The following is a 14,017-nucleotide window of genomic DNA, read 5'->3' as shown; positions in this document are numbered from 1 at the left end:
CTGACACCGAAGACAACTGAACACTGTATACAGTATACGACATATCAAGGATAAAATGGCAACCGAATATCAGGTCGACGTTGATGCTGGTCCCGATGCTGCTGATGATGAGTCATCACTCCCCTTTGGGATTACTGTCGCCGCAGGTGCGGTTGCTGCTGCAGTCGTGATTCCATTTATATGGCTTATTCGAACTGGCAGTAGTGTTGGATTTGAACCTGCCATTGATCTCATAACACGACCAACGACAGTACAAATATTTGTCAATAGTGCTATTTTAGTCGTATTGACAACCACGGTCTGTGTTCTTCTTGGGGTTCCATTAGCGTATCTGACTGTTCGAACAAATATTCCGCTTAGCCGCGTCTGGACCGTTGCGGTGTCATTGCCACTTGTTATTCCGAGTTACGTTGGTGCGTTTGCTTTTGTGTCAGCGTTTGGTCCTCGTGGAGGGTTCCAACGACTCCTTTCACCGATTGGAATCGAACAAATCCCAGAAATATATGGACTCACTGGAACTGTGCTAGTTCTTAGCCTATATACGTATCCATATGTGTACATCACCACACGAGCATCGCTCAAATCAATGGACACAACTCTGGTTGATGCGGCTCGAACGCTTGATCATGGGCGCTGGGCGACATTCCGTCGAGTTACTGTCCCACAGATCCGACCAGCAGTCGCTGCTGGAACACTTCTTTCATCATTATATGTGCTTTCGGATTTCGGAACACCCTCAATTATGCGTTATGACGTTTTCACCCGTGTTATATACGTTGAGTTCGGAGCCTTTGGTCGTGACACAGCAACACTGCTATCATTACAACTCGTTGCAGTGACACTGTTTATCCTCTGGGCTGAATCACGAATTCGTGGTGAGGAACGAACGTCTGCAGGTGGACGCTCCCGTGACATTGTCTCACTTGGGCGCTGGCGACTTCCAGCAATGATACTGCCAGCTGGTGTCTCTGCACTTGCACTCGCTGTCCCTATTGTTATCCTTCTCTCATGGCTTGGTACAGCTTCATCAACAGCGGGTGAATCACTTGCATTTCAATGGACATATATTGGTAACTCCGTCACCGTCGCTGCCGCAACTGCTGTTATTGCTGTTATTGCTGGAATCCCAGTTGCCTATCTTTCAGCCCGTCATGATGGATTTCTCCCAGCAGTTTTTGAGCGGTTTACATACGTTGGATACGCTGTTCCAGGTGTTGTCATTGGACTCGCGCTCGTCTACTTTGGGACCTCATATGCCGCTCCAATCTATCAAACAATTTATTTGCTCACCTTTGCATGTGTCGTCCGATTTATTCCACAATCAGTTGGATCACTGCGGGCATCGTTTCTCGCTGTTGATCCATCGCTTCCTGAGGCGGCACGAACGCTTGGAGAATCGTCTGTTGGAGCATTTCGATATGTCACACTCCCACTCGTAGCACCAGGACTTCTCGGTGGCGCAGCACTGGTCTTTTTAACGACGATGAAAGAGCTCCCGGCAACGCTATTATTACGACCTGCAGGATTTACGACGCTTGTAACCCATATCTGGGCAGCATATCAGTCTGGATACTTTGGACAGGCAGCTGTCCCAGCACTTGTGCTTTTATTCGTATCGGGAATTTCGATGCTTGTTATCCTCACACAGGAGGGGTATGATGTCAAATAGTGCACAATCACGCACAAACTCACACTCAGACGGACAGGCGAATAGTACAAGAACAAACAAACATACATTCAACTCATCCGCAAGCGATGAGGGTGATAACACAGATGAAGTGCTTGAATTGTGTAATCTACAGAAACAATATGGGACAGAGACTGTAGTTGATAATCTCTCATTATCAGTAAACGCTGGTGAGATTCTGACCCTATTAGGACCGTCAGGATGTGGGAAGACAACTACGTTGAGACTGATTGCTGGTCTCGAAGCTGTAGATGGTGGAATGGTGCGCCTCAACGGAAAGAATGTTAGTGGATCCGCGTTTGTTCCACCGGAGCAACGTGGTGTTGGAGTTGTCTTCCAAGAGTTCGCACTCTTTCCACATCTTACTGCACGCGAGAATGTTGCTTTTGGATTGACGGAATATTCCTCTGTTGAGACTGACAATCGTGTTGATGAACTACTTGAATTAGTTGATCTTCCAAATCAGGGTGAAAGTTATCCTGATGAACTATCAGGTGGTCAACAACAGCGTGTTGCACTTGCTCGTTCGCTTGCTCCTGAGCCCGATATTTTATTACTTGACGAGCCATTCTCAAATCTCGACGTTGACTTACGAGTTGCTATGCGGGAGGAAGTACGCCGTATCTTGAAAGAAACAGGCGTTACAGCTATTTCGGTGACACACGATCAGGAGGAAGCGCTCTCAATCTCTGACCGTGTCGCAGTAATGAGCAATGGTCATATCGAACAGGTCGGTAACCCAGAGACTGTATTCCAGCATCCAGAATCGCGGTTTGTTGCCAGTTTTCTTGGATATGCAAGTTTCATTCCGGGATATGTATCCGGTGATGTAGTCCAGACTAAGGTTGGAACTGTGCCACGCGAGCAGGTTCATGGACTTGCCTCAGAGTACAACCAAACACGCGTTGACCTTCTTGTCCGTCCGGATGATGTGAGCGTCTGTCACGGCAATCCTGATACATCTGGAACGCAATCCGGAGATCAAAAACGATGACTGCTGATGATGCCAGTCATACACAATTCACAGATAAGACAGCTAGTTCCAACAATCCCGATCCTGACCTTGGGACAGCAAAGAACGGACATGTCGACACGCAGACCGATGAGTGTGGGTGTGGAGAGGTTGTTGCCCGACGATATCTTGGTCCGACATTCCTGTATGAGGTCAAACTTGAGACAGGTGAATCTGTCCAATGTATGCATAATCATGATGAGAATATTCCAGAGAGTGGCGTTGTTGATATCAAGATTAACGCCGATCATGAGCTTGCGTGGTTCCCCCGTGAACAACGACCGGATGAAACGGATGAACGATACCCGCGCGGCATCTGAGCATATTCCACTGATAAATCCGGCTCAGCGTCTAGATTCTTACTGAGCTTATGTGGAAAATTAACACCATACTTACTCGTCTTCAAAACCGTCTTCAAATATCCATTTGGACGCTTCTTGCGGGGATATTAGCTGTTGGAACTGGATTATTTGTTGCTCTCATCGCTGTGGAGGTATTCCCGTATCATTCAGTTAATGATGATGAAGCAGTGTATCTTACACAGGCAGCGTTACTGCTTGAGGGGGCGTTTTTTATTGACCCAACACCGTACCCTCCAGAGGCAGTTCGTCCGTGGTTTTTCATCCTCGACGATAGCGCTGTGGGGACTCGGCTGTACAGCAAGTATACCCCTGTTGTTCCAGCTATGTTCGCACTTGGATATCGTCTTGGTCTCGGGACCTGGACAGTTGGACTCGCACTTGTCGCAACAGGGACTGCTACTAGTGTCTATATTCTCGCTACACGGGCTTTTGATCGAACTATCGGCGTGTGTGCGATTATTGTCCTTGCAGGGTCGCCGATGTTTTTACTCACCTCAGCAACATTCCTTTCATATGCTCCAACGACTTTTCTAAATGTCATTTTTGCTCTTGCATATCTTCATTCATTCCGTGCGCATAATCAGCGTTTATTCACCTGGGGATGGGCTATTATTGCAGGCTTTGCAACCGGCATAGCCTTTTTTGCTCGACCATACACTGCGGTATTATTTGCCCTTCCATTTATTTTCCATACACTGTTCACTGTTTGTCGTCAGTTACGAAATACGGGATGGTCACATCCACAAACACACATCGCAGTGACCAGAGCATCTCTTACAGCAACCGCTGGGTGTGTTGTTGTTGCAATTGCGCTCTGGTATAATGCAATCGTGACCGGTGATCCGCTCGTTTTCCCATATGCTGCTTTTGCCCCAGCTGATGGACTCGGCTTTGGTCCGCATGAGTTACTTTCATATGAAGCAGTATACACACCTGAAATAGCACTGGCAACGACAGTAACAGCTGTTCAATCACTTGCCACCGAATGGGTCGCTGCAGGGCTTATCGGGACTGGATTTGCCATACTCGGAGGGGGTGTTGCTGTTCATCGTATTATTACTGACTCATCACAATCCAATGGATCATCGCTCTCCAAATCAACTATCTCGCTGCTCTTGCTATCGATTATCCCCACCGTTATTATTGGTGAGGCGTATTTTTGGGGAACGTATAATGGATTACAGAACGGGCTTATTGATCTGTTAGGACCGTTTTATCACTTTGATATACTTATTCCAATCGCGATCTTTGCTGCTGCTGGGTTTGTGACTCTATTTCGTCGTCTCTACGTAGTATTATCAGGATTTATGACAGTACGTTGGGCATGTATTACTGTTGTTGTCATTCTCATCATGGCTGCACCGATCATTGGAGTCACTGGAGAGTCCGTTCTTATGGGTCCAATTGAGACAAATGAGGAACGGAGTGAATCTCTTGCAGCGACGTATGAACCGATTGAGAAACAATCGTTCAATAATGCTGTTGTCTTCACCCCAGATACGTATGATGACTGGCAAGCACATCCGTTTCAGTATCTCCGATCGGATCCTACTCTTGACGGACCCGTTGTGTATGCAACAGATGGTCCACCAAGTCGTGATATGGCTGTCATTGATGCGACCAACCGAACGCCGTATCGATTCACGTATCGTGGGGTATGGACCGCTGCAGCGGAACCAGTCACACCGACGCTTCAGCAACTTTCAGTCAAACGTGGCGAAGTCATACAAATCCAGACGACTGTTGGACAGCCACAGAATCTTCAGTCTGTGAGTATTCGAATTGAAACTGCTGATGGTTACGTGCGATACCGGGCACGACCGGTCATACAAACACGTAATCAACAGACAGTGACAGTGCGGTGGTCAATCAGTCAAGATGGCGTCTGGGCTCGAAACCTTCCAGCTATATCAACTGGCGGAACAACCATACCACTGAATGCTACCTCTACAATCAATTCATCAGCGACTGCATCACATGGTTCTGATATGAGCAGATATAATAACGAATCCAAAGCCTCACTCAACGGTACAGTCAATATGACACAGACCGCTGTGTCGCTCCCATCAGGATCATCAGAGGTTGATTTTGTAGTGACATTTGTCGGTGCAGGTGGTGCAAGTATAACATATCGACAACATGTTACTGTTGAGACCATGGTTACTGAAAATAACATAGAATCATCAACTCAGGCAATCTGGCCGCCAAAGACACGCGTCTGTCGACTCACAACCGATTGTGGTCATGAGGGGGCATGGGTCGGACCAACGCCTGAAACGCTCACTGGAGTCTCAATAAATACGTCAGCGACGGGTCACTCATACACTAACTCCTCGTCTGCGAGTTTAGCCAGACCACCTGATGACTCCGGTTGAATTCCCCTATATGAACTCATGGGAATTTCTCTATGAATTTTTGTAAACGTGTAAAAATTGAATTGATTCTATTACATTCTGGTTGCTATCATAATTACCACCTTGCGTTCATTCTTCCATTGGACCAGTGAGGTCAATCTCAATTAACCCTTCACGAATTGCATATTGCATTTGTTCGTCAACAGCCATCTCTTCCCACCCACTAGGGCGTGCATCCTTAGGAATCGCCTCAAGCTGAGAATGAAATGATGTATGGAGGAACTGTCCATTCTCATCACATACCGGACATGTTAAAATTATCAGACGGACACGATATGGTCGATCCTCTGTGTGCCCACACTGCGGGCAAGTGTACGACTCTGTCACTATTTACCTGTACGTGCCACAGTAACTCGAATGTATGGGATACTCGACGACATGAGTCACGAATGATAACTATCGGACAAAAACTTCTGTCTCTTTATTACTGAATAAAGACGTGTCAGTTCTCACTCGACTCAGTGGTGACTGCAAAAACTCCAACAGTATCAATATTAAGCCCCTCAGCAGTTCTAACAGATGTGTCTGTAACGAGGTTCTGTGCGTTGACACTGACACTGACAGATTCATCGCTCTTAGCGTCGCCGTTATGCGCAATTATACTCGTTTCTGCGATTGTAATAACGGCTGGCTTCTCTCCGAAATTGAGAACACAGATATATGATTCCTCATCCATTCGCCTCTCATATGCAACGACGCGTTCAGCATCGACTGATGGCTCTGTGTCATTCATGATGGTATAATTAACAGGATTAATCGACCCATCAACGCCAAGAGCTGATATATTATTACGAAGTTTGATTAATCGTTGATAATGTGTATATATTTCTTCACGAGCATCATCCCATGCGAGTGCATCACGTCGTCCTCTTTGTCCCATTTCCTGCCCACCATACAACATCGGAACGCCTGGAAGTGTGAATAACGCTCCAGCAACAGCCATTGCAGCATCTTCGCCGCATTCAACAATATATCGGGTCTCATCATGATTCTCTGCATATAGCATGAATGCAGCGTGTGGTGGGAATCCGACTGTCTCTCGTTGATCGATTGCATCAAGAATTTCTATGGCGTCAGCATCTCCGCGACCGATCTCACGAAGTGTCGAGTAAAGCGTCGTGTCAAAATGCATGTCGAACATTCCGCCGTGGAAGTCTGCAATATATGGAATCGTCTCGTCTAAGAGCAGAAAGTCCTCATCACGCGTTTTGACCCGATCACGAAGTTCCCGCCAGAAACTGTTTGGAACCGCCCATGCCATGTCACATCGGAACCCATCAGCTACCTCCATCCATTCATCAACTACATCAAGTAGGTGACGACGGACCTCGAGGTTTTGAAAATTCCAATTGGCAATATACTCCCATTCAAAATACGTCTCTGGCTCTCCCTCACTACGCCAGGCGTACCAGTCGTGATACGGTGAATCTGGATTTCCAACGGCGTCCTGATAGAATGGATGATCACGCGCAGAGTGATTCAATACTAGATCAAATAATACTGTCATCCCTTGCTCATGTGCCGCATCAACAAAGGATTTATATGCCTCACTATCACCGAGATCTGATGCAATGTGAAAGAAGTCTGTAATATTGTACCCATGCGGCGCATGGTCGTTCTGCAGCACTGGCGTAAGCCATAAACAATCGACACCGAGTTCTGCGAGGTAATCAAGACGCTCAGTGAGTGCCGTAAACGTTGAATCTACATCTTCACCATCATCATCTACAAACCCTCGAATATAAATCTCATACAAAGTGACGTCAGTCGCCCATTTTGGGGGCTTGTTTGGATGTCGAATGTTGAATGAGTGATTTACGTCTGTTCGCTCAGGATGATTCTCTACCGTATTACTCTGTCTCTGATCATTACTACCGCCATTGATGTCAGTGTCATCATTACTATTACTATCACTATCGGCAGCGTTGGTCTTCGTTTCAATGACTACTTCACCTCCATCAGATTGAAGATCCCTGATAAATTCAACGCTGTCTGGAACACTGTATGCATCAGTTACGCCAACAGCATGAACACGAACACGTTGTCCAACAGCCTCCACTGGAATCCGCATCTCGCGGTCTGTGGTACTAATGACATCTGAGCTGATGTCATCACGGTCATCGACAATGAACTCAACGTCAATATCTGAATGAGCCGTCTCATCATCTGGTTGTGTCTGGGGATCTGCTTTGATGACTAATTCATCTCCTTCGATATCTCCATGAAGTTGAATCCGCGGTCGACCGCGATTCACCGTATCATCACGTATCCCAGAGCCTGATCCTGAGACACCGCCACTCTTTGTAACTGGTCGAGCTGAACCACTCTGGCGACCACTCACCGCACCCGAACCGCTTACACCTTCAGCTGCTGTAACCGGCGCGAGCGATCCAGGAAAAACACGAACAGTGAGTGAATGGTTGTTCGCTGGGGTTTCAAGCCCTATTTGGAATGTCCCAGGCGTGTCAGGGGTAAACTCGATAACTGCGTTCTCTGAGGGCAGTTCAATTGTACTTGATGCCGGTGCACGTTTGACATGCCACTGATATGATACTTCAGGATCTGGGTCACGAGGAGATAGCTGCAGCGACTCCCCAACTGCCATGAATCGTGGCGGACCTGGATGCTGCATATGCCTACTAATGCGGGCAACTGTCTTTGTCTTTACTCTGCAATTTTGCTGTGACCTGCGAATACTTATGCCGGCAGTTACTAATTTCTGTATATGAGACTTCGGACCGCGCTGAATGAGTACAAGCGCGACCGCGCGCGGCAATTCCCTGAGGAGTCCCAGACGACAACTGGTGCGTTCTCAGGGCATGGAGACCGACTTGTTCACGTCGGTCGCGATGGAGCGATTCGGGATTATTCTGCGGCGCTTTCTGGACTTTATGGTATTGACCGCTCGCGGTTTGCAATCGAAGCAGATGGCGATGTACAGTGGTTTGACGAACTTGAGCTTGTTCGCCAACATTATTACCGAGAAACGAGTCTCGTCGAGACTGAATTTGATGCTGGTGGATACACAATCCATCAATTTGATCTGACGATAGGGCGTGCACATCTGACACACGTTGAACTTCAGGGAGCTATCCCAACAGACGCCCACCTTACAGCGTTTATCACACTCGCCCCGGAGGGTCGTGAAACCCGGGTTGGTCGACTTATTCACGAGGATGGAGGTCCAAATGATACCCACGCTGTTGAGGTGTATCATCGCAACGAACACGATTATATCACTGCTTCAACCGGTCTTAGTGATGTTCGGGGGCAAGTTCCTGAACGATTTGATGAAATGCTCTCAGCTGAGTCATTTACTTTCCCTCGCGAAGCAGCGATTGAACAGTATGAGGACACACACCTCAGTAGTGATATTGTCGTTTCAGCACCACTTGAACGCGATGGTCGGGCTGTGCAAACAACACTCGTAACACAGCTATCAGATCATCAAGAGGTCTCCCGTTCGGAGGCACTTGATGACCTCTGTAACTGCGCACTCGAACACGAGACAGCGGATGAGATTCGAACAGCAGCTAGAGAACGCGCAGAAATTTCCGTTTCAAACCATATTCCACGACAACAGACTGTTCGCGCCGATCTTCGAGCGCTATCACTTCTTGAGGCACCTGCTGGATCACACATTGCTGGACCTGAATTTGATCCGTTTTATGCACACTCTGGTGGATATGGATATACGTGGTTCCGTGACGAAGCAGAAATATCGAGGTATCTCCTAAATGCAGGGTCGATGCTCGATATTGATGTTCAATCACAACTGAAGACTGTCGCGACGTTTTTTTGTGATACGCAACTTGCAGATGGATCATGGCCACACCGAGCCTGGGCTGTTGATGGGTCCCTCGCCCCCGGATGGGCAAATGCACGTGTTGAGAACTCCGAAAAACCCGAATATCAAGCCGATCAAACTGCGAGTGTAGTCACTTATCTTGCGACTGTTCTTGATGAACACAGCGACGCGTTCGATCAGAATGAGACTGAGCGAATTCAATCAGCCATCGCTGATGGGATTCGAGCGCTTGATGATTCACTTGCAACTGATGGACTCCCGAAACCATGTCAAAATGCCTGGGAAAACATGGTTGGTCGATTCGTCCATACAACCGCAACATTCCTTGAAGCATACGCAACTGTCGCCAACACACCACTTGACCCGACGCTATGTAAACACGCAACAGACCAGGCGATGACCGTATATCAAGGATTAGATGCGCTGTGGAGCCAAAGCGACGAGCAGTATGCACTGAGGCTTGATGACGGTGAACGTGATGTTCGAGCCGACTCCGGCTCATTTGCGCTTGTTAAGGCATTTACTGAGTATGACGAACTCACTGGAATTGATGACACCGGCCTTGACCGGCTTGAATCACATCTTAAGACAACGCTTCGTGCGCTCTACCGAACAAACTCAGATGCAGATAATATTGCTGGACTTATTCGATTCAGCGGCGATTCCTGGCGAAGTGGGGATCAAGAGAATGAAAAGTTGTGGTCAGTCTCCACCGCGTGGGGAACCAGTGCAGCGGCTGAAGCAGCAGTACTATTTGAGACGCATAATCGACCAGATGCAGCAGAGACGTTGTTTGGATGGGCGTCAGACCTCTATGAAATTCTCCGTCCTGATGGACCATTTACATCTGAGATGGGCTATTTCGCCGAACAGATATTTGATGATGGTGAAGTCGATAGCGCGACTCCAATCGGTTGGTCACATGCACTCCGATTATACTCAACGGCTGTTCTTGAGGAACATGATGCCTTACCTGCACCGAAGTCTGCACCATCTGGTCCTAGTCAGCAACCGCGATGGACAACTGGCGAGAAATACGGGGTTGGAACTGTTGCTGATCATACTGCTTCCGACTCATCACGTGTTTGGTTTACACTCACTGAAGGGTCACTGACCGAGCTTCGGTACCCGCGTGTCGATCTGATGAATTTCCGAACGGTTGATTTTCTTATTACTGATGCTGCTGATGGCAGCGAATACACGGCACGGACACATAATGAAACGCGGCAAGACGATCAAACGGATACAATCGAACGACGTGCAGAAGCCATTGATGATGAATCATTACTGTTCCGTCATGTGATCACAGAGACAGGCGACGGCCGCGGTCATCAGTGGAATTTAACCGTCGAGTACGCGAGTGATCCTGCACATGACGCACTCTTGGCTAATGTTAAATTCGATGCTCATGACGACAATGAGTATGAAATATATGTCATTGCGAATACAGCACTCACAAACTCAGGGGCAACAGACCGTGGGATTCGGCTTGGAGATGATGAATATCAACTTGTTGCGCGTGATACGGAAGCATATGACCAAACTGGTGAAACAAAGCCACTTCTTATCGATGAACACGGTCAAGAATACAGTGTTGCAGCCGCAGTAACATCTACAAGTCGATTTGACTGGGCTACTGTCGGTGTCGCCGGGTCAGCATACCTCTCAAAACTGTTCACCGAAGGAGCGGTTTCAGAGCAGATCACAGCAGTTGATGATGAAAATGTCGTGCTTGTTGGTCGAGTCGGGACGGGTGCAGCGGTTACGGAGACACTTGCATTTGGATTTGCCGAGGATGCTGATACGGCTGGTGCGCTTGGAGAGGCAGCCGGAGCCTTAACTCGTGGATATGAAACTGTTCGCAGCTCATACATTGATTCATGGAGAACATTCCTTGCTGACAAGCAGCTTCCGGACTCTGTCGCGGATGATCCAACACTCGCTTCGCAGTATCGGGTAAGTCTCATGACACTCAGAGCTGTTGAGGATAAAACATTTCTCGGCGCTGGAATTGCCTCACCGTCTGTTCCATGGGGAGAGGCTGTAGCTGCTGATGAGGCAAAAGGATATGGATATAATTTCGTATGGTCACGAGATCTCTATCAGGTCTTCACCGTTTTTGATGCGGTTGGCGATATTGAAACGGCGACAGAAGCCCTCGAATATATTTATCAATATCAGCAAGATGACTATGGATTCATTCCACAAAATACCTACCTGAACGGTCGAACACGGTGGGGTGGTGAGCAGATGGATAATATCTCATTCCCACAGGTGATGGCATGGACGCTTCGTCAGCACGGCGTCACGTTCAATGATGTGAGCTATGGATACCGGAATATCAAATCTTCTGCAGATTACGTCGCTCGTAACGGACCGCCAACTGCACAGGAGCGATGGGAAGAAGAAGCAGGTTATTCCCCATCATCAATCGCGGCTGAGATTGCTGGATTAGCCTGTGCAGGTGATATTGCTATTGAACAGGGACACAGTGCGGATGCACTCACCTGGTTGGCACTTGCAGATAAGTGGACAGAAAACATCGAGACATGGACTGCGACGAATTCGGGGACTGATCGGCATCCAAACACTCCATACTATGTTCGTGTCACGCGCGATGGTAACCCGGATGCAGGACAGCTTCGGACACTTGCGAATAACGGACCGACGCTTGATGAACGAGAAATCATTGATGCTGGATTCCTTGAATTAGTCCGGCTTGGAATTAAGCCTGCGACTGATGAAATAATTCGCAACTCTATCAATGAGGTCGATAGCACAATTCGTGTTGACACGCCACAGGGTCCAGCATTCTATCGATACAATGGCGATGGATACGGTGAACGCGCTGTTGGCGATGAAGGCGCTCCATGGTCGGTTGAGTCAAAGGGCAAAGGACGATTGTGGCCTATATTCACCGGTGAACGTGGTGAATATGAATTGATGCATGGGACCGAGACCGGTGATCTCGCACCACAAAAACTTCTTGAAACAATGGCTGAGTTCGCAAACTCCGGACGAATGATAGCCGAACAGATTTGGGATCGTGAACATGGGACCGATTATAATTGGGATTTCGGCGAGGGCACTGGTGCAGCGACACCACTTGCATGGTCGATGGCGCAGTATGTTCGGCTTGCACATGGTGTCGATGCTGGCGAGCCGATTGAGATGCCTGCTGTTGTTCGGAATCGATACGTTGAGTCTGATCGACCAGAGGGTCCACTACTACAGGTAAGCACCCGATTCGCTGGTGACGATGTGATTGTGTCTGGACGAACTGATGGGGCGGTCATCGCAATAAAGACAGGAACAGAAACAACAATAATTCATCCGGACCCTGAAGAGGAATCATTCGAGCTTGCACTTCCAGCTGAACATGTCGAAGATCAACTCCTTGTCGCCGCAGCTACGGATACGGATCTCCGGATTGCTGGGACATCTGTAACTCGATCTCGTATTTGAGAGTTCTGCCGTGAAATCCGCAATATTTCATCTTGTAATAATCTATCAAGAACTCCTGTATAAGCTATAATAACACGGTTGTTAGTAGTATACTGTGATTGAAATATGATATCTCATCTCCCTGCTCGCCCGGCGTCCTTTTGTCTGACAAGGTGAGTTCATTATGTATGGCCACATATTCACGACAAATTCGTATTAATGCACCACTCGAGTCAGTTTGGGACTTTCACTCACAGATTTCAGGCTTAGAAGCATTGACTCCTTCATGGATGAATCTTGACATCGAATCAGTTACCGGACCTGACGGTAGTGCTAACCCAGACGTGCTTCTCGAAGGATCGACAATTGAGATGGCTATGCAACCACTTGGTATTACACCACGACAACAATGGACATCAGCGATTACTGCCCGAGAAGCAGGCGACGGAACCGCGATGTTTCGCGATGAAATGCGTGGGGGCCCATTCTCGACGTGGGTGCATACACACCGATTTTTTGCTGATGGGATGGAGACAATTCTTCGTGATAACGTCCAATATGAGTTCCCAGGTGGAGCTCTTGGCAATATACTCTCCAAATTTGGGGTTATTGGATTTGAACCAATGTTCCGCGGTCGACATCAGACGACAAAACAACAACTAGAGTGACCACATCTAGATTGACATAGTATTTAATTTATACTTAGAAATCACGAATTCTAAGTAACTATATCAAGTTATGACCTTGGCGCTGCATCATGCGCCCTTATACAGAATCAAGGAGAATACCTGCGCCTAAAGGCCTGTCTCTTACCCACAACTCGAGTCAGGATTTTAGCGGAACGGGATCGGTGAGCACGACTGAAATCCTCGGTATCTACAGTTTCAACACCTCTTTGGAACAATTGTAGTGGGCTTGATTACCGGCGTTCTGTAACCCCCACAGCCGATATCACTGTCTGAATCGCTTCTCGCTTCTCGCTTCTTTTCGCGTTCAAAATACCTCTGAGAACGTCTGAAACGTCCGGTTACGACTCCACGAACTTATGGGTAAAAGACAGGCCTTTAGCCGCAGGATGAATCCGACACCCGAGTAACAATCCACGTTGTGATAGCCAGCCCGAGATTGCAACATCCATCGTTTCAAGCGGCAGGCAATCATTCTGAAAGAGACGAATCAAGCCAGAACAGAGTGATTCTGCTTACTCCTCCGATGGCGGCCTGCCCGCCCCGCCCCAAGCAATAATCGAATCGGACCCAGTCGATAACCAGCGTATTCTCACAGAATACG

6 protein-coding genes and 1 pseudogene are annotated in these 14,017 nt (G+C 47.9%); 5 read left to right on the top strand and 2 right to left on the bottom strand.

Annotation, left to right across the window (positions count from 1 at the left end; all coding sequences use genetic code 11):
* The first annotated feature begins 55 nt into the window (after window positions 1–55).
* The 3 genes and pseudogenes from J07HQW2_RS04655 (at window position 56) to J07HQW2_RS04645 (ending at window position 5,436) form a co-directional block, all read left to right on the top strand.
* A complete protein-coding gene (locus J07HQW2_RS04655; RefSeq protein ID WP_021054223.1) occupies window positions 56–1,669 on the top strand; it encodes an ABC transporter permease in 1,614 nt (537 codons plus the stop codon).
* Window positions 1,659–3,019, top strand: a pseudogene (locus tag J07HQW2_RS04650) (ABC transporter ATP-binding protein). The gene J07HQW2_RS04655 and the pseudogene J07HQW2_RS04650 overlap by 11 nt, the downstream one beginning before the upstream one ends.
* Before the next feature lie 50 nt (window positions 3,020–3,069).
* Window positions 3,070–5,436 (top strand): ArnT family glycosyltransferase, encoded by a 2,367-nt coding sequence (locus J07HQW2_RS04645; RefSeq protein WP_021054220.1) that lies wholly within the window; start codon window positions 3,070–3,072, stop codon window positions 5,434–5,436.
* Window positions 5,437–5,544: 108 nt separating this feature from the next.
* Here the strand turns inward: J07HQW2_RS04645 and J07HQW2_RS04640 are convergent, their stop codons facing one another.
* Window positions 5,545–5,802: a hypothetical protein gene (locus tag J07HQW2_RS04640; protein ID WP_021054219.1), complete on the bottom strand. Its 258-nt coding sequence runs from the start codon at window positions 5,800–5,802 to the stop codon at window positions 5,545–5,547.
* A gap of 115 nt (window positions 5,803–5,917) precedes the next feature.
* Window positions 5,918–8,107: an alpha-amylase MalA gene (gene malA / locus J07HQW2_RS04635; protein ID WP_021054218.1), complete on the bottom strand. Its 2,190-nt coding sequence runs from the start codon at window positions 8,105–8,107 to the stop codon at window positions 5,918–5,920.
* Between the two features lie 93 nt (window positions 8,108–8,200).
* On the opposite strand from malA, the gene J07HQW2_RS04630 reads away from it, so the two are divergent.
* Entirely contained in the window at window positions 8,201–12,748 is a 4,548-nt protein-coding gene (locus tag J07HQW2_RS04630) for a DUF7997 domain-containing protein (protein WP_021054217.1), read from the top strand.
* Window positions 12,749–12,915: 167 nt separating this feature from the next.
* Window positions 12,916–13,395 carry an SRPBCC family protein gene (locus J07HQW2_RS04625; RefSeq protein ID WP_021054216.1) on the top strand — a complete coding sequence of 160 codons (480 nt, stop codon included), beginning with the start codon at window positions 12,916–12,918 and terminating at the stop codon, window positions 13,393–13,395.
* Window positions 13,396–14,017: the final 622 nt, after the last annotated feature.

The organism is Haloquadratum walsbyi J07HQW2 (genome assembly GCF_000415985.1).
Lineage (GTDB): Archaea > Halobacteriota > Halobacteria > Halobacteriales > Haloferacaceae > Haloquadratum > Haloquadratum walsbyi_B.
Note: the sequence above shows the minus strand (reverse complement) of the source record. Positions and strands in the feature narration are given on the sequence as shown.

Bases quoted from the DNA above. Each gene is read 5' to 3' on its own strand.
- J07HQW2_RS04625 (WP_021054216.1), top strand. From the start codon at position 12,916: ATGGCCACATATTCACGACAAATTCGTATTAATGCACCACTCGAGTCA.
- J07HQW2_RS04655 (WP_021054223.1), top strand. From the start codon at position 56: ATGGCAACCGAATATCAGGTCGACGTTGATGCTGGTCCCGATGCTGCT.
- J07HQW2_RS04630 (WP_021054217.1), top strand. From the start codon at position 8,201: ATGAGACTTCGGACCGCGCTGAATGAGTACAAGCGCGACCGCGCGCGG.
- J07HQW2_RS04645 (WP_021054220.1), top strand. From the start codon at position 3,070: ATGTGGAAAATTAACACCATACTTACTCGTCTTCAAAACCGTCTTCAA.
- malA (WP_021054218.1), bottom strand. From the start codon at position 8,107: ATGCAGCATCCAGGTCCGCCACGATTCATGGCAGTTGGGGAGTCGCTG.